We start from the raw sequence: 17,603 nt of genomic DNA on the forward strand, positions 1-17,603 counted from the left end.
ATATATAAATGACAGGGCGAAAACTAAAGGATGATTACGTAAATAAAGTGAAGGAGTACCATCCGAAACCAAATTATTTCATAAATTGCGTTAAAGCATTTCTTGTAGGTGGACTCATTTGTACAATCGGGGAAGTATTGATGAAATTTTATATACATTATTTTCATTTCAGTGAACAAGAGGCAGGAAACCCAACGGTTGCAACTCTTGTATTAGTATCGGCGATTTTAACAGGTTGTGGTGTATATGATAAAATCGGTCAATTTGCTGGAGCTGGATCGGCCGTACCTGTTACGGGATTTGCGAATTCTATGGCGAGCGCTGCGCTAGAACATAAGAGTGAAGGCATTGTGCTAGGGATTGCTACAAACATGTTTAAGCTAGCGGGAAGCGTTATCGTTTTTGGGGTCGTTGGGGCATACGTTATTGGGTTAATAAGATATACGTTTAAAATTTTTATGTCTTAAAGGAGGGGCTAATATGAGGTTGACAGGAAAACAAACGTGGGTATTTCAAAATGATATTTATGTGAATGCAACCGGTACTGCTGTTGGTCCAAAAGAAGCTGAAGGCCCTCTTGGAAAGGATTTTGATATTTCATATGATGATTTACATTGCAGAGAGGAAAACTGGGAGCTTGCTGAACGAAGATTAATGTCAGATTCGATTCAACAAGTTTTGGAAAAAGGAAATGTCAAAACATCACAAATTGATTTCTTTTTAGCGGGTGATTTATTAAATCAAACAGTGACAGCAAATTATGTTGCGCGTAAGTGGGAGATTCCCTTTTTAGGGATGTTTAGCGCTTGTGCGACCTCGATGGAGACTTTAGCGGTCGGATCAGCCTTTATTGACGGTGGATTCGCAAATCGTGTTTTAGCGACGGTAAGTAGTCATAATGCAACGGCTGAAAGACAGTTTCGTTATCCAACTGAGTATGGAGGACAAAAACCAGGAACAGCAAATTCGACTGTTACAGGTGCGGGATCCATATTAATTAGTAAAGAAAAAAGTGCCATTAAGATTACGGCAGCTACGATTGGAAAAGTGCAAGATTTAGGAATTGCGAATCCTTTAGATATGGGGTCGGCGATGGCACCGGCCGCTGCTCATACAATTCAGCAACACTTTGAAGATTTGAAGAGAAGTGCCAATGATTATGATTTGATTGTTACCGGTGATTTATCAGCTATTGGGACACCAATCGCGAAACAACTGTTGTTAGAAGAAGGTTATGATATTGGGCATATATATAATGATTGCGGATTAATGATTTATAATTCCGGTCAAGAAGAAGTATTTGCCGGTGGTAGTGGTTGTGCTTGTTCAGCTGTTGTCACATATGGTCATTTATTAAGAGAGATGCAAAAAGGGAACTTACAACGAATTTTTGTTGTTGCTACTGGCGCGTTATTAAGTCCGATGATGATGCAGCAGAAAGAAACAATTCCAACGATTGCACATGGTGTCGTATTTGAGAGAGTGAAGGGAGAGTGAATTGTGGATTTTATATATGCATTTCTTGTAGGAGGCGCTATTTGTGTCATTGGACAAATATTATTAGATCTCGCAAAGTTAACACCAGCCCATTTGATGGCTACCTTTGTAGTCATAGGAGCAGTGTTAGATGGATTCGGATTGTACGATAAGCTTATAAAGTTTGCTGGTGCTGGTGCGACAGTTCCTATTACAAGTTTTGGACATTCCCTATTACACGGAGCAATGCATGCGGCAGAAAAACACGGATATATAGGGATTGGTATAGGTATGTTTAGTTTAACGTCTGCAGGCATTTCTGCAGCGATATTATTTTCATTTTTTGTAGCAATTATATGTAAACCGAAAGGATAAATCAAATGAGACGAAGGGTTATTTTGGTCACAGATGGAGATGAATATGCAAAGCGAACAATTGAGCTTTTAACGAAGGAATTTGGGGGAAGGTGTATTTCGGCGTCACAAAGTAATCCAACCAAATTGACAGGGAAGAAAGTTGTTGAGCTTATTATGCAAACGCCATATGACCCTGTATTTGTCATGTTTGATGACAGTGGATTTATTGGAGAAGGATCTGGTGAAAAAGCTTTAAAATATGTAGCTACGCATAAACAAATTGATGTACTTGGGATTTTGGCAGTAGCGTCTAATACACATCATTGGGAATGGGCACGCGTAGATGTAAATGTAGATCGGAATGGGAACTTAACGGAATATGGTGTTGATAAATTTGGACTTCCAGATGGTGAAATTGGCAGAATTAGCGGAGATACAATTTATTGTTTAGACGATTTGAATGTGCCTGTTATCGTTGGAATTGGTGATATTGGGAAGATGTGTGGAAATGATGAATGGGAGAGAGGATCACCAATTACGAAAAAAGCAATTCAGTTAATTTTGGAAAGGAGTGGATTCTATGACGAAGCCTAAAAAAATAGATATCCCTATTTCAACTTTCATAAGTGACAATGAAAATTATTTAAAACAAACGGTTGGATTAGGCGTTACATTTGATGTTGGTATTCGTAAATTTCAAATTTTGAATAAAGAAATTGCGGTGTTATTCGTAAATGGACTTTGTGATACAAATTATATCATTCCTATTTTAGAAGAAGCTGTGGATACAAATGAAATTCGGGATGTTGAAGAAGATACAGTAAAGCTCTTAGAGAATCGTTTAATTCATCAGCAAGTAAGTAAAGTGAAAACGATGGATGAGGTAATGGTTCAAGCGTTATCAGGGCTTATTGTTATATTTGTGGAGGGCGAAACAGAAGCATTTGCGATAGATGTTCGTAGTTATCCAGGGCGAACACCGACAGAGCCAGATACCGAAAAAGTAGTACGGGGTGCGAGGGATGGATTTGTTGAAAATATCGTTGTAAATACGGCATTAATTCGTAGGAGAATTCGAGATCCACGTCTTCGAAATGAAATTATTCGAGTAGGGGATAGATCACAAACGGATATTTGTATTACATATGTACAAGATGTTGCAAATCCAGATTTAGTAAAGATTATAAAACAAGAATTAAATAACATCGATGTCGATGGCATTACGATGGCGGATAAAACAGTGGAAGAATTTGTTGTAAAGCAAAGCTATAACCCATTCCCGCTTATTCGGTATACAGAAAGACCGGATGTAGCGGCAAACCATCTATTGGAAGGGCATGTGCTAGTACTAGTTGATACATCACCGAGTGCTATGATTACGCCAACAACATATTTCCATCATTTACAGCATGCAGAAGAGTTTAGACAAAATCCAGCTGTTGGGACATTTTTACGCTGGGTACGCTTTTTAGGTGTTTTATTCTCCTTGTTTTTACTACCATTTTGGTTAGTGTTTGTATTTGACCCAACTCTTTTACCAGAAAATCTTGCTTTTATTGGACCGACTAAGATGACACATTTACCAATTTTATTACAGGTGATAATGGCAGAGGTCGGACTTGAGTTTTTAAGGATGGCAGCCATTCATACTCCAACGCCGTTATCGTCTGCAGCAGGGTTAATTTCCGCCATATTAATTGGTCAAATAGCAATCGATGTAGGTTTGTTTGTACCAGAAGTTATTTTGTATGTTGCGGTTTCTATGATCGGTGCATATGCAACACCGAGTTATGAATTGGGACTCGGAAATAAGGTTGGAAAATTGTTTGTTATTATTTTGACAGGTCTCTTCCATGAGATGGGATTTGTAATTGGTATGACGATATTGATTTTATTTTTAACGTCTATAAAAAGTTTACAAACACCTTATTTATGGCCGTTTTTACCATTTGATTGGGGCGCATTAACAAAAATTCTACTCCGTCCAACGATGTCTAGTTTAAAAGTACGACCAAGTATCGTAAGACCTCAAAATGTAAAAAGACAAAAATAAACGGGAGTATACACCCGTTTATTTTTTTAGCAAAAATTTATTGTTTTTTAACAAAAATCAAACATTTTTCATGTAAACTTAGAGTAGATATTGTGTATGGAAGGGGAAGAGGACATGATTAAATTATTTGTAAGTGATTTAGATGACACGCTCGTTTACAATGTGAATCATATGCAAAAAGAAGATGAACGTGCACTTGGTTGGTTAGCTGAAAAAGGGACAAATATTTGTTTTGCCTCTGGCCGTTTTACTCATCGAATTGATGAAGTCGTAAATAGGTTTGCATTCCCATATTACACAACGAGTTTAAATGGAGCGACGATGTTGCTGCCGGATGGAAAAATATTTCATGAATCAAGTTTTGAAGATGGCATTGCCCAGGAAATATATCAATATATTCATAAAAAGGGACTAGCAGATATTGTTTGTGCAAATGAGCAACGGTATACAAAAAGAAAGAATGAACATCATCATAATTTTGAAACGTATATGGGCGTGCATATTGCTGAGATTGAAGCATTAGAAGAGGAATTTGGTAAGACTGTACATCCTGCGAAATTGTTTGTTTTTGGGGAAGAAGAGACAATTGCAGCGTTAGATCAAGAATTACGAGATACATTTCAGAGTGAAGCGGAAGTTTTTATGTCTGGTAAACGTTATGTTGACATTATGCCAAGGGGAGTAAGTAAAGGGAGTGCTTTAAGGCGACTAATGGAACATTTGCAAATTGAAGCAAATGAGGTTGCATGCATTGGAGATTCTTTCAATGATATTTCTATGTTTGAAGTAACCCCGCATTCATTTACTTTGCACCATGCTCATCCATATGTGAAGGAGAAGGCAAATCATATTGTTCGTTCAGTTGAAGAAGCTATTATGAAATTACCGTTACTTGTATAAAAAAGAAGCTCGTCAGTGACGAGCTTCTTTTTACTTGAATAACGATTTAACAAAATCAATGATACTTGAGAAGAAATCTTTCACTTTATCTAGGAAACTTTGCCCTTCTTCAGATCCTAAAAAGGCAGAAACGTGTTCTTTTGCTTTATTTAACTGACTGCCAACTTGATTCCAATCGATATTAAGATTTTTCATTTTATCAAATAGCGCAACTAAGTTATCTAACTGTTCATCCGTTAATGTAATACCAAGTTGGTCCGCAATTTTTTTTATTAATGAACGTAAATCTTCAGTCGTTTTTGGTTGCTCTTTGGCAATTTCTTCTTTAATTTTTGCAACAAGTTGAACTGCTTTTTCTTCACCAATTTTATCGCCGAGCTGGGATGTTTGCACCATTTCTTCATTGGCTACTTTTTTTACTTCCTCAGGAATTGCTTTGTTCGATGTTGTCTCATAGGCTTTCATTAAACCGGTTAAAGCAGCAGTTCCTGAAACTTTAAATGGTGCAGTAATTTGAATTTCTGCATCTTTCACACCTGCTGTAATAAGTGCGTTTGTGTACATCGCATCTGTTATTGAATTAATATTTTTTGAACGTACAATAAGGCCAGATCCTGGCTTTGTGTATGTGATCATAGAAGAGGAAATTGCTCTTGTACCAATTTGCGCCTTTGGAACAATCCCTTCTAGAAATTTATGTTCTTCCGCATTAGACACAGTAATGATTGTAGCATCTTTTGGTGCTTTCATTTCTTTTAACAGATCTTGTTTTTGTTGTTCAGACAAGTTTTCTCCTAGTGTAACAATTGATTCTCCCTCGATGATGTCTGCAAACGAAGCTGTTGGCATAATAAATACAGCTACAGCTAATAGCAGAGCTAGTAATTTCGTTTTCACGAAAAATCGCTCCCTTTCTCTTTCTAAAATTTTCGGGCAACACAGTTATTATAGTATATATTTCTTATTTGTCACCTAGCTTTTTCCACATTTCAAAAAAGAAGTATGTAGATTGTCGGATTCTTTTTGTTTCTAGTCATGAATGTGGTAATATAGTGCTGAGATAGTTGAAAGGAGACATATACATATGAAAACTTTAGGATACATATTAATGGAAAATGGTGAAAAAATCGATTTAGAATTTTTCCCAGAAGAGGCACCAAAAACAGTAGAAAACTTTAAAAAACTAGCAGAGCAAGGATTTTATGATGGTGTGACATTCCACCGCGTTATTCCTGGCTTCGTAAGCCAAGGTGGAGATCCAACAGGAACAGGTGCAGGTGGCCCAGGTTACTCTATCCCATGTGAAACTGATGGAAATCCTCATAGACACCTTGTAGGATCACTTTCTATGGCTCATGCTGGCCGTAACACAGGTGGTAGCCAATTCTTTATCGTTCATGAGCCACAACCGCATTTAGATGGTGTACATACTGTATTCGGTAAAGCAACAAGCGGTATTGAAACAGTATTAAACATGCGTCAAGGTGATGTAATGAAAGAAGTTAAAGTTTGGGAAGAATAAGTTAATGAGGAAAGAGAGCTATTGCTCTCTTTTTTGTTTTTTTTGATAGGAATCGGTATTTTGTTTGCAGTGCATGATACAAGTAGTACTGTTATTGTAGTGAAAATATGTCGCTTATGAGAACGAAATTTTACCAAACTACATAGAATACATTAGATTACATGTTTCAATAAATATTTTTTACATTAATGTTGCTAGAATTCATTTGCTCTAAGGTGATGAATCGTGAAGTGATAATGAGCGGTGGATGTGTCTTTTCACTTTTATATAACAGCGTTTCTTCTTTTATCTACTTAGAAAAAATAGTACTGAAACATATATTTGACTTTCTTCTTTTCGCTTTGTATGATTATCAAGTTGCTTTAAGCCCTTCTCACTCTGTTGAAAATATTGTAAAATGAATGTGATATGAAAAGAGAGGTTGAGGGGATTAATAGTTTGTAACTTTTGTAAGAAGGGATAAGGGTTATGTTAATTCGTTTTAAAAAAAGTTATGAAAAGATTGCAATGGGGCTTCTTTCATTTATGCCAACAGAAAAAGATGTGAAAACATTACAATTGACTATGAAAGAGTATGAAGCAAAGGATGATTGGCAATTGTATTTGTGGAAACAAAACGAAGATTTTGTTGGGATAATGGGGATTGTAAAAAAAGAAAATCAAGTTTTGGAAATTCAACATTTGAGTGTGAACCCGTCTCACCGTCATATGGGTATTGGGACGAAGATGGTTCAAGAGTTAAAGAGTAAATTTCTTGAGTTTACAATTTGCGGAAATGAGCAAACAGCAAGTTTTTGCAAAAAGTGTAAAGGGCTTGAACAAAATATACATTCGTGAAAGCAGAGATAAGTAGTTTATTATCTCTGCTTTCTTTTTTGTAATTGTTCGTTTCGTTCAGCGATGACTTCTGTTCGATCACGTAATGTGTGCTTATGTATTATAAATTCATTAGAAGTAGCATTCACGTCTTTCCAAGGGAGATTTTGTTTCTGACATAATTCCATGCAGTGCTTTTCTAATGCAGTATCTGATAATGGTAAAAATAATGGTGTAAACCCTTCTTCTTTCTGTATAGATTGTAATCTATCCTTGAGTAAAGATAGAAGTTGTGCCTGATTGATTCCTAAATGTAGTAAAGGTTCATTGTTTTTTTCTAAAATCGTTATGGCGCTTTTCATCATCTTCTCTGCGCCATTCGAGTTAGAGCGTCTTTGATGGTATAAAGAAACTGCAATTTGAATAAGACCGACTAAATAATTATCACGATTTCCTCTTGGTTTTGTCTTCCAATATTCTTCCAGTATTTCGTGACATTCAAAATAATCATAATCTCCGTGAAAATGAATTAAAAATTGTATGTATTCGGTAGGATACATTCTCTTCACCCCTGTTTAACGGTTATAAATACAAGTGTATCATAGAAATATGAACAATAAACGACTAGGGAGTTTTCCCTAGCCGTTATTGTTCATATTAGCAGAAGCAAGCTGCCCCTACAATAATTAGTAAAATAAACAATACAACAAGTAATGCGAACCCACCGCTAAAACCGCAATCAACGTGACCCATAGTTTTTTGACCTCCTACATTGTTCTTACTACACTGTTATCATATGAAGTGGTGGGCATGATGACATAGGCATCGGTCTATTTTTAATTAAATTTCTTAAAAAGGTTGGATAGAACATGAGTATGCTCTATACTTATGTTGTTATAGAAAAAATGTGGTGGGATGCTTTGTGCAGTATAATTTTAAAGTAGAGGCTTTTGAAGGTCCTTTAGATTTATTGTTACATTTAATACATCGTTATGAGATTGACATATATAATATTCCTGTAGCGGAAATTACAGAGCAATATTTATCTTATGTTCATACGATGAAAGAATTACAATTAGATGTTGCAAGTGAGTATTTAGTAATGGCTGCAACGTTATTACAAATTAAAAGTAAAATGTTGTTGCCGAAACATGAAGAAGATGTACTTGATAACGGTGATGACTTTATAGATGATCCTCGTCAAGAATTGATGGAGAGGTTAATTGAATATAAGAAATATAAGCAAGTTGCTACTGAGCTAAAAGAAAGAGAACAAGAAAGAGCACAGCTATATACACGTCCGCCAATTGATTTTACATCGTTGCAACAAGAAGAGGAGACGAATTTGCCTCTTGATGTTACGTTATATGATATGCTAGCGGCATTTCAAAAATTAATGCGCCGAAAAAAAGCAAAGAAACCTGTAACAACACGTATTACTCGTCAAGAAATACCAATTGAACAGCGCATGACTGATATTTTAAAGCAGTTAGAAATACAAGGTGGTCGTCAAAGTTTTTATGATTTGTTTGTTGATGATGAACGGGAAATAATGGTTGTAACATTTTTAGCGGTTCTTGAGCTTATGAAAAATCAACAAATCATAATTGAACAAGAACATAATTTTGATGAGATTTTCGTATCAAGCTATACTAAATCAGCATAGAGTTAGTATGGAAAATGAGATAGAAATATGATATCTCATGCTAGGTTTGAATGTATCGTTTGGAACAAGAGAAAAAATATTGAACCGAACGCATTGATTGTGATTCGGTTTTTTGATGTGTATTTTTATGGAGAAAATAGGAGGAAGGAGCTCGTAAAATGGATAGAACAGAACAGAAATCAATCATTGAAGGGCTTTTATTTGTTTCTGGTGATGAAGGGATTTATCCAGAACAAATAGCGAAAGTCCTTGAAATTGAAGGAAACGAAGTAATCGATATTTTAGAAGAAATGCAAAAAGAATGTGAAGGTGCACACCGCGGTTTACAAATTGTACAGTATGCAAAAGTATATCGTTTTGCTACAAAGAAAGAACATGCGTCTTACTATCAAAAACTAATAGAGATCCCAACAGCTGCTTCACTCTCTCAGGCGGCTCTAGAAACGTTAGCGATTGTTGCATATCGCCAACCGATTACAAGAACTGAAATGGAAGAGATTAGAGGAGTAAAAACTGATAAGGCGTTACAAACGTTAGTATCACACTTACTTATAAAAGAAATGGGAAGAGCAGAAGGGCCAGGGCGTCCTATTTTATATGGAACAACGAAAGAATTTTTGGACACGTTTGGATTAAAAACATTAGATGATTTGCCTCCGCTTTCTGAAGAAAACGAACAAATGAATGAAGCGGATTTATTCTTCGGTTCTTTACAAGAGATATCGAAATAAAAGCTTAGCATTTTGCTAAGCTTTTTTTGTATATCAATCATATACCGTGCCATACTAATTGAAAAAAGGAGACGAGTTATGAGAGGTATGCGAAGTGTTTTAATATTAGTTTCTGTTTTGTTATGCTTTTCTTTAAATAGTGCATCAGCCAAAAGGTATATGATGTCTATTCATACTGCGTCTCCTTTACATATGCAGCGGCAACATTTTGGTAAAATGAAAGTGAGTTTCTTAAAAGTAGGACAAGGTGATGCAACACTTATTACATTGCCAAATGGACAAACGATGTTAATAGATGGGGGACCTTATGAAGCTGGTGAGGTTATTATCCAAAAATTAATTGAAAAAGGGATTAATCATTTAGATGCTATCGTCAGTACTCATCCTGATATGGATCATATAGGAGGGCTCATTCCGATTGTAGAGCAAATGCCGGTATCACTTATATTAGATAGTGGAAAAACATATAGTTCTCTTACTTATCATACGTATCGAAATAATATAAAGAAAAGGGGAATCCCTTTCATTTCAGTAAAAGAGGGCCAACACATACCGCTAGATCCGCATGTTTCCATACAAGTATTAAACAACGGAAAGTCCAAAGATGAAAATAATGAATCTTCAATTGTATTAAAGATCCGGTATGGTAAGGCAGATTTTTTACTAATGGGTGATGCTGATGTGCGGACGGAAACTGAAATATTAAAGCAATTTGATGTACATGCAGATGTGTTAAAGGTAGGACATCATGGCTCATATACTTCAACAAGTGAAAGGTTTATAAAGAAGGTAGAACCGCAGTTCGCAATTCTTTCTTACGGTAGCAGAAATCCGTATGGACATCCACACCAAAGTGTTGTGAGACGGTTAAAACGACACGGTATAATGATGTATGGAACGAATAAACGTACAGTAGAAATGGAAACAGACGGTGAACATATTACAATAGGTTCTAGTGGATTAATGCCATTACTTAAGTGATTCATACGATAGATGACATTGTTCCTTTTTGGAAAAAATGAATAACATATATTATAATTGCGAGAGACGTATTAAGCTTCCTTTTTGTTAAACAAAGAGGAAATTTCATTAGAATGTATAGACAACTACTCGTGCATATATTAAGATGGAATTAGGCGAATAAGGTAATAATAACAAGTAGGTATTTCATGGGAAAGGATCGATGAAAATGAAAACGCAAGTTGTCATCAATGCCAAAATTTATACAGGTCAAGAAGTAGTGGAAAACGGATTTATTCGTTACGCAGAAACAATTAAAGAAATTGGTTTGATGGCTCAATATGTATCACAAGAAAATGAAGCAGTTTTAGATGCGGCAGGGAAGATTGTAATTCCAGGTATGATTGATGTTCATATTCATGGTGGATACGATATTGATGCGATGGATGCAAATAGCGATGGGTTAGTAACTCTAGGTAAAGAAATGTTAAAAGAAGGAGTTACAACTTACTTCCCAACAACAATGACACAAGCTCCAGAAGCAATCGAAGCAGCACTACATGCTGCGAAAGAAGCGAAAGAAAAAGGAGCACATTTCGAATACATTCACTTAGAAGGACCGTATGTTTCAAAAAAACGTGCAGGTGCACAACCACTTGAACACATTGTTCCTGCGAATATTGAACAATTTAAACAATGGCAGGAAGCGAGCGGGAATTTAATCAAATTAGTAACATATGCACCTGAAGAAGAAGGCGCGTTAGAGTTTGAGCAGTATCTTGCTGAAACTGGTGTTGTTGGCACAATGGGGCATACAGATGCGATTGATGCACAACTAAAAAATAGAAACATTACACATGCAACGCATTTATACAACCAAATGCGTGGATTACATCACCGTGAACCAGGAGTTGTTGGTCATGTGTTATTAAATCCAGATGTAATGGTTGAAGTAATTACAGATGGTATTCACATTCACCCTGATATGGTGAAATTAGCATATAAATTAAAAGGACCGAAAAAAGTAAGTGTTATTACTGACGCAATGCGTGCAAAAGGTCTTGAAGATGGATTATATGAGCTTGGCGGACAGCCCGTACATGTAAAAGATGGTAGTGCCCGATTAGAAGATGGAACGTTAGCTGGTAGTATTCTAAAAATGGATCAAGCTTTCCGAAATGTAATTGAATTTACAGGCTGTTCAATCGAAGAAGCAGTACTAATGACATCAGTGAACCAAGCAGAAGAGTTTGGATTAAATAATAAAGGTGCGTTAGCGGTAGGAAAAGATGCAGACTTTGTTGTGATGAATGAAGATTTACATGTATATGATACGGTTCGTTTAGGAATTCATATGAAGGAAGGGAAGTAATGAAATGAATATTCTTGTTGTAAAAACTCCAGAAGAACTAGCAGAAGCAGGTTATAAATTAATTGAAGAAGTTGTAAAAACAAAAGAAAATCCAACATTAGGAATGGCTACAGGAAGCTCTCCATTAGGTATTTATGCAGAAATGCGAAAAAATAAACTTGATACAAGCCGTGTAACCACTGTAAACTTAGATGAGTACGTAAATTTACCACATGAAGATAAAAACAGCTATCATTATTTCATGCAAGAACAGTTGTTTGATCATCTTCCATTTAAACAAACTTATGTACCAAACGGGATGGCAAGTGATTTAGAGGAAGAGTGCAAACGTTATGAGGGCATTCTAGCTGCTAACCCAGTTGACCTACAGATTCTTGGAATCGGTGAAAACGGTCACATCGGATTTAACGAGCCAGGAACACCGTTTAATTCTCCAACAAACATTGTTGAATTAACAGAATCTACACGCCAAGCAAACCTTCGCTTCTTCGAAAAAGAAGAAGATGTGCCAACTCATGCAATTACAATGGGAATTGGAAGCATTATGAAAGCGAAACAAATTCTACTTGTTGCTATGGGTGCTAAAAAGGCAGAAGCTGTTAAAGAATTATTGCAAGGTGATTATAGTGAAGCGTGTCCTGCTACAGTTTTACAACGTCATCCGAATGTAACCGTAATCGCTGATCAAGAAGCTCTATCTTTATGCAGTGAGGCGATTGCTGATGAACATCGACAAGTATTCACCATTTCCGATCTATTATCAGATTCAAGAGTGGGTGAAACAGCTAATTGAGGACGGCGAATGGAAGCCGGGAGATAAAATCCCATCTGAGAATGAACTTTGTGATAAGTTCGAAGTGAGTCGTATGACAATCAGACAGGCGATTAATAATTTAGTGGAACAAGGTTATTTATATCGGAAACGTGGAATCGGTACGTTTGTCCAACTTCCGAAAGTGGAACAAAAATTGCAAGGAATGACGGGATTCACAGAAGATATGATTTCTCGCGGGATGAACCCGAGTAGTCAATTACTAAGTTTCCGCCTCGTTCCAGCTACTGCGAAAATAGCAGATCGGCTGAGAATACAGGAGGGAGAGTCGGTTTATGAAGTGAGGCGTATTCGCTTAGCTGATGATGAACCGATTGCTTTTGAGACGACATATTTGTCGCCAGCTCTTGTAAAAGATATTAACGAAGAAATATTGCAACAATCTTTATATGAACATTTAGAGAAAAAACTGGGCTTTAAACTTGTTAGCGCTACTCAATCAATTGAAGCTTCAATTGCAACCGATAATGAAGCGGAACATCTGCATATTCCTAAAAAGGCGCCAGTGCTTGTAATGCGTCAATGGTCATATTCAGAAGGTGAAGTACCGTTAGAGTATGTGAAATGTATTTATCGTGGGGATCGTTATAAGTTTATTACAAACATCGCACGTAACAAATAATATATTTCAGTTTGTGAAGTACAGTAAATGTCAAATTGTTTAACATGTAAAGAAAAAATACGACTCATCCTTACAAGGAGTGAGTCGTATTTTTATTATGAGCAATTACGTGGTTAACAGCATCTTTAACTGTATTTACTACATAGTGAGCGTGTTCTTTTACTGCGTCATCAGCTTGAGACATAGCAAAACTGTGAGGAGTTAAAGAAAACATTGGAATGTCATTATAAGAATCCCCTATGCAAGCAATTTCTTCTGGTTGTAATTGAAACTCTTTTAATAAAACAGAAATAGCAGAACCTTTACTAATATTAGGTGGCATTACATCTAAACATTGTTCGGCTGAAATGAAGGTACTCACTTTTCCGTGGAATTTTTCATCAATTTTTTTCTGAAGAAGTTGTAAACTTTCCTTTGTTCCGCCGACAGAGATTTTATTTGGGAAAATAGTATCATCAATTTTTTCTAATAGATGCGGTTCTTCAACGGAAGTCATCGTTACTTGTTGTTCAAGTTCATGAATAAACGGTGTTTTTTCTTCAATGTAATAATTATGCTCATCACTTACATAACGAAAATAAGGATCTTCATTTGTCATTGCTAATAAATCAGGTAGAATACTCGAATCGAATGTTGCGGATAATAGTTGCTTGTTTTCGTGCGTATATACGAAAACACCATTTACGCTAATACGATGGAAATTTGTATTTACAGCTTTCATTAAGTCTGCAATTTCATTATCAAGTCGGCCAGAAGCGAAACAAAGAATAACATTTTGCTCAGCGAGACTACGAAGTGCTACAATATCCTGTTCGTCAATTAACCCTCCGTGTTGCATCATTGTACCATCGATATCACTTACAAACATTTTAATCATGTTGTTAACCCCTTTCTATGTACAGTTGCTCTTACATTATACGCATCATATATAAACATGTCTAAAAAATGAATTTTTATGAAATGGTAGATGTTTTACATTGACGACAAAGAAGAATATTCTGTAACATAAAAGCAGGCTATTTAAGGACGAGGGTGGTGTTATATGAGTAATTATCTAGAAATTAAAAAAGTTTTAAATAATAATGTCATCATTGCTAGCCATCCTGAACACGAGGAAGTAGTAGTGATTGGTAAAGGGATTGGCTTTGGAAAAAAAGCAAAAGACGTGTTGGAGCAAGAACAAATTGAAAAAATGTTTGTTTTAAAAAATGAACGTGACCGTGAACAATACAAACTGTTAGTGCCGCATGTGAGTGAAAAATTAATTGAATTAATGAATGATATTATGTTTTATATTCAAGAAAAAGCGAAATCACCATTAAATGAACATATTCATATCGCTTTAACAGATCATATTTCTTTTGCGATTAAGCGATTAAAACAAGGACTTACCATTGATAATCCTTTTTTAGTTGAAACGAAAATGCTCTATCCAGAAGAATATGAAATTGCTGAAGGTGTTGTAGACCTTTTAAATTCTCGTTTGCAAATTACATTGCCAGAAGGAGAAATTGGTTTTATTGCACTTCATATTTATAGTTCACTTACAAATTCAGATTTATCTTCAGTTAATCAAAACTCTCGTCTCATTGCACAGCTTGTATCTTTAATTGAGACAAACTTACAAATTACATTAGACCAAGAAAGTATCCACTATTTACGCCTTATCCGTCATTTACAATATGCGATTGAACGGGTGAAAAAAGGGGAGAAAGTAGAGGAATCACAAAGTTTTGCTGATCTATTGAAGGCAGAATATCCTGTCTGTTATAATTTAGCTTGGAAGCTAGTTAAGGTCATGCAAAAAGAATTACAACTTCCTGTTTATGAAGCAGAGAGCATATATTTAACGATGCATCTGCAGCGCTTAGTAAAGGCAGAGCATGTGTAAAAAGACATATAGTTTTGTCTAAAATGAAAACGTTAAAAAAAATCATTGAATCGCTTACAATAGTTATGTATAATAACTATTGCAAAGTTATACAAATTTCGACAAACACATTAAGGTAAATAAAGAAAACGTTTGCCTTAATTATAGTGAATTTATACGTAAACCTATTTTTGACACGTGTTACTGATTCGATCAGGCATGAGTGGAGAAAAGTAAGGAATGTAAGCTAGAGAAAGGGATATACTACCCTTTGTATAGCTATCGTTCTATCTTTTTTTCCTCATGCCTTTTTGGCGTTTGTCGGAAGGTATCAATATAGATAAGAGAGGAAGGGTTTCCATGTTTAAGAAGATCTTTGGTGTTCTTCAAAAAGTCGGAAAAGCGCTTATGCTTCCAGTAGCGATTTTACCGGCAGCAGGTATTTTACTTGGATTTGGTAATGCATTTCAGAATCCACAGTTAACAAATGTTATTCCTGCTTTAAAAGCCGATTGGTTCGTAATGGTAGCAAAAATTATGGAACAATCTGGTGATATTATTTTCGCTAACCTTGCATTATTATTCGCAGTTGGGGTAGCAATTGGTTTAGCTGGTGGAGATGGAGTAGCTGGTTTAGCAGCATTCGTCGGCTACTTAATTATGAACAAAACGATGAGTGTGTTCTTAGAAGTAGACAAGCTAGTGAAAGTAACAAGTTCTGGAGCAGATCCAGTGAAAATTGGATTTACTGATCCAGCATATGCAAACGTATTAGGAATTCCAACACTACAAACGGGAGTATTTGGTGGTATTATCGTCGGTATAGTGGCGGCATATTGCTATAATAAATACTTCAATATTGAATTACCATCATACTTAGGTTTCTTCGCAGGTAAGCGTTTCGTACCGATCGCAACTGCAACATTCTCTTTAGTAGTAGGTATTATCATGTGCTTCATTTGGCCATACATTCAAGGTGGCTTAAATACGTTCTCACATCAAATGATTGATGCGAATAGAACGTTAGCAGCATTTATATTCGGTTTAATTGAACGTTCATTAATTCCATTTGGATTACATCACATTTTCTATTCACCATTCTGGTTCGAATTCGGTCAGTATACAAATGCAGCTGGCGAATTAATCCGTGGTGATCAAAAAATCTTTATGGCACAGTTAAAAGACGGTGTAGAATTAACAGCAGGTACATTTACAACTGGTAAGTATCCGTTCATGATGTTCGGTCTTCCAGCAGCAGCATTAGCAATGTACCATGAAGCACGTCCAGAAAATAAAAAATTAGCAGCTGGTATTTTAGGTTCTGCTGCATTAACATCATTCTTAACAGGTATTACAGAACCACTTGAATTTTCATTCTTATTCGTAGCACCAGTATTATTCGGAATTCACGCAGTATTCGCTGGTCTATCATTTATGACAATGCAAATTTTAGGTGTTAAAATTGGTATGACATTCTCTGGTGGTTTAATTGACTTCCTATTATTCGGTGTACTACCAGGCCGTACAGCATGGTGGTGGGTAATTGTTGTTGGTCTTGTACTAGCAGTTATTTACTACTTCGGATTCCGCTTTGCAATTCGTAAATGGGATTTAAAAACACCTGGTCGTGAAGTAGCAAATGCGAATGACGGCGCAGGAAAAACAGAAGCTGGTGAACTTCCTCGTGAAGTATTAGTAGCACTTGGTGGTAAAGAAAACATTGCTTCTTTAGACGCTTGTATTACTCGTTTACGTGTTCAAGTTAACGAACAAAAGAATGTAAACAAAGACCGCTTAAAAGAGCTTGGAGCAGCTGGTGTACTTGAAGTTGGAAATAACATTCAAGCTATTTTTGGACCGAAATCTGACACATTAAAATCACAAATTCATGATATTATGTCAGGTCGTACACCTCATATTGAAAAAGAAGAACCTGTAAAAGTAGAAGAAGCACCTCAAAAAGTTGATGAAAATGAAACAATCGTTTCACCAATTGAAGGGAAAATCTTACCGATTACAGAAGTACCTGATCAAGTATTCTCAGGGAAAATGATGGGAGACGGATTTGCAATCGAGCCAACAGAAGGGACAGTAGTTTCTCCAGTTAATGGTGAGATCGTTAACGTATTCCCTACAAAGCATGCGATTGGTATTCAATCTGAAGGTGGAAAAGAAATTTTAATCCACTTTGGTATTGATACAGTAAAATTAAATGGTGAAGGTTTTGAAGCACTTGTAGCACAAGGCGACAAAGTGAAACAAGGACAACCATTATTAAAAGTAGATCTTGCATTTGTAAAAGAAAATGCACCATCTATCATTACACCAATTGTCTTTACGAATTTACAACAAGGGCAACAAGTCGAATTGAAAAAAGATGGAAATGTTAAGAAGGGCGAAAACGCTATTATTGACATTCAGTAGGAA

At 36.0% G+C, this 17,603-nt stretch carries 21 protein-coding genes; 17 read left to right on the forward strand and 4 right to left on the reverse strand.

Annotated elements, in window-relative coordinates; translation table 11 throughout:
• Nucleotides 1–8: 8 nt before the first annotated feature.
• From spoVAC to COL05_RS02305, 6 genes are all read left to right on the forward strand, one after another.
• Nucleotides 9–467: a stage V sporulation protein AC gene (spoVAC, locus tag COL05_RS02280; RefSeq protein ID WP_098667419.1), complete on the forward strand. Its 459-nt coding sequence runs from the start codon at nt 9–11 to the stop codon at nt 465–467.
• Between the two features lie 13 nt (nt 468–480).
• Nucleotides 481–1,497, forward strand: coding sequence for a stage V sporulation protein AD (spoVAD, locus tag COL05_RS02285; RefSeq protein WP_098667420.1), 1,017 nt, complete (start codon nt 481–483; stop codon nt 1,495–1,497).
• A gap of 3 nt (nt 1,498–1,500) precedes the next feature.
• A complete protein-coding gene (spoVAE, locus tag COL05_RS02290; protein ID WP_098667421.1) occupies nt 1,501–1,851 on the forward strand; it encodes a stage V sporulation protein AE in 351 nt (116 codons plus the stop codon).
• 5 nt (nt 1,852–1,856) lie between these two features.
• A complete protein-coding gene (gene spoVAEA / locus COL05_RS02295) occupies nt 1,857–2,426 on the forward strand; it encodes a stage V sporulation protein SpoVABEA (RefSeq protein ID WP_048530877.1) in 570 nt (189 codons plus the stop codon).
• Nucleotides 2,413–3,885: a spore germination protein SpoVAF gene (gene spoVAF / locus COL05_RS02300; protein ID WP_098667422.1), complete on the forward strand. Its 1,473-nt coding sequence runs from the start codon at nt 2,413–2,415 to the stop codon at nt 3,883–3,885. The genes spoVAEA and spoVAF overlap by 14 nt, the downstream gene beginning before the upstream one ends.
• Before the next feature lie 96 nt (nt 3,886–3,981).
• A complete protein-coding gene (locus COL05_RS02305; protein ID WP_142337320.1) occupies nt 3,982–4,785 on the forward strand; it encodes a Cof-type HAD-IIB family hydrolase in 804 nt (267 codons plus the stop codon).
• Nucleotides 4,786–4,815: 30 nt separating this feature from the next.
• Here COL05_RS02305 and COL05_RS02310 read toward each other — a convergent pair whose 3' ends face one another.
• Complete coding sequence (locus COL05_RS02310) at nt 4,816–5,682, reverse strand: DUF1002 domain-containing protein (protein ID WP_000850502.1); 867 nt, start codon at nt 5,680–5,682, stop codon at nt 4,816–4,818.
• A gap of 187 nt (nt 5,683–5,869) precedes the next feature.
• Here COL05_RS02310 and COL05_RS02315 point away from each other — a divergent pair, with 187 nt between their 5' ends.
• From COL05_RS02315 to ribT, 3 genes are all read left to right on the forward strand, one after another.
• Nucleotides 5,870–6,307 carry a peptidylprolyl isomerase gene (locus COL05_RS02315; protein WP_000853783.1) on the forward strand — a complete coding sequence of 146 codons (438 nt, stop codon included), beginning with the start codon at nt 5,870–5,872 and terminating at the stop codon, nt 6,305–6,307.
• A gap of 218 nt (nt 6,308–6,525) precedes the next feature.
• Nucleotides 6,526–6,708 carry a hypothetical protein gene (locus tag COL05_RS31665; RefSeq protein WP_142337321.1) on the forward strand — a complete coding sequence of 61 codons (183 nt, stop codon included), beginning with the start codon at nt 6,526–6,528 and terminating at the stop codon, nt 6,706–6,708.
• Nucleotides 6,709–6,775: 67 nt separating this feature from the next.
• Nucleotides 6,776–7,144 (forward strand): GNAT family N-acetyltransferase RibT, encoded by a 369-nt coding sequence (gene ribT / locus COL05_RS02325; RefSeq protein WP_060632142.1) that lies wholly within the window; start codon nt 6,776–6,778, stop codon nt 7,142–7,144.
• 20 nt (nt 7,145–7,164) lie between these two features.
• On the opposite strand, the gene COL05_RS02330 is transcribed toward ribT, so the two are convergent.
• Nucleotides 7,165–7,683, reverse strand: a complete 519-nt coding sequence (locus COL05_RS02330; RefSeq protein ID WP_098667425.1) for a DUF309 domain-containing protein — start codon at nt 7,681–7,683, stop codon at nt 7,165–7,167.
• 97 nt (nt 7,684–7,780) lie between these two features.
• On the reverse strand, nt 7,781–7,876 hold the full coding sequence (locus COL05_RS02335; RefSeq protein ID WP_000510194.1) for a YjcZ family sporulation protein: 96 nt from the start codon (nt 7,874–7,876) through the stop codon (nt 7,781–7,783).
• Between the two features lie 169 nt (nt 7,877–8,045).
• Between COL05_RS02335 and scpA the strand changes: the two genes are divergently transcribed.
• The 6 genes from scpA (at nt 8,046) to phnF (ending at nt 13,306) form a co-directional block, all read left to right on the forward strand.
• On the forward strand, nt 8,046–8,789 hold the full coding sequence (scpA, locus tag COL05_RS02340; RefSeq protein ID WP_001199758.1) for a segregation/condensation protein A: 744 nt from the start codon (nt 8,046–8,048) through the stop codon (nt 8,787–8,789).
• Nucleotides 8,790–8,947: 158 nt separating this feature from the next.
• Nucleotides 8,948–9,520 carry a segregation/condensation protein ScpB gene (gene scpB / locus COL05_RS02350; RefSeq protein WP_000376225.1) on the forward strand — a complete coding sequence of 191 codons (573 nt, stop codon included), beginning with the start codon at nt 8,948–8,950 and terminating at the stop codon, nt 9,518–9,520.
• Nucleotides 9,521–9,598: 78 nt separating this feature from the next.
• The gene (locus COL05_RS02355; RefSeq protein ID WP_098667426.1) at nt 9,599–10,501 is read left to right on the forward strand and encodes a ComEC/Rec2 family competence protein; all 903 of its coding nucleotides are present in this window, start codon (nt 9,599–9,601) and stop codon (nt 10,499–10,501) included.
• Nucleotides 10,502–10,709: 208 nt separating this feature from the next.
• Nucleotides 10,710–11,852, forward strand: a complete 1,143-nt coding sequence (nagA, locus tag COL05_RS02360; protein ID WP_011040636.1) for an N-acetylglucosamine-6-phosphate deacetylase — start codon at nt 10,710–10,712, stop codon at nt 11,850–11,852.
• Nucleotides 11,853–11,856: 4 nt separating this feature from the next.
• Entirely contained in the window at nt 11,857–12,645 is a 789-nt protein-coding gene (gene nagB / locus COL05_RS02365) for a glucosamine-6-phosphate deaminase (RefSeq protein WP_098667427.1), read from the forward strand.
• On the forward strand, nt 12,575–13,306 hold the full coding sequence (gene phnF, locus COL05_RS02370; RefSeq protein WP_002194085.1) for a phosphonate metabolism transcriptional regulator PhnF: 732 nt from the start codon (nt 12,575–12,577) through the stop codon (nt 13,304–13,306). The genes nagB and phnF overlap by 71 nt, the downstream gene beginning before the upstream one ends.
• Nucleotides 13,307–13,376: 70 nt before the next feature.
• Here the strand turns inward: phnF and COL05_RS02375 are convergent, their stop codons facing one another.
• Entirely contained in the window at nt 13,377–14,183 is an 807-nt protein-coding gene (locus COL05_RS02375) for an HAD family hydrolase (protein ID WP_098667428.1), read from the reverse strand.
• Nucleotides 14,184–14,348: 165 nt separating this feature from the next.
• Here COL05_RS02375 and glcT point away from each other — a divergent pair, with 165 nt between their 5' ends.
• Both glcT and ptsG read left to right on the forward strand, forming a co-directional pair.
• Complete coding sequence (glcT, locus tag COL05_RS02380; protein WP_098667429.1) at nt 14,349–15,197, forward strand: glucose PTS transporter transcription antiterminator GlcT; 849 nt, start codon at nt 14,349–14,351, stop codon at nt 15,195–15,197.
• A gap of 339 nt (nt 15,198–15,536) precedes the next feature.
• The gene (gene ptsG, locus COL05_RS02385; RefSeq protein WP_098667430.1) at nt 15,537–17,600 is read left to right on the forward strand and encodes a PTS glucose transporter subunit IIABC; all 2,064 of its coding nucleotides are present in this window, start codon (nt 15,537–15,539) and stop codon (nt 17,598–17,600) included.
• Nucleotides 17,601–17,603 lie beyond the last annotated feature (3 nt).

The sequence above is a fragment of the Bacillus sp. AFS059628 genome (genome assembly GCF_002571225.1).
In the GTDB taxonomy this organism is placed as follows: Bacteria; Bacillota; Bacilli; order Bacillales; family Bacillaceae_G; genus Bacillus_A.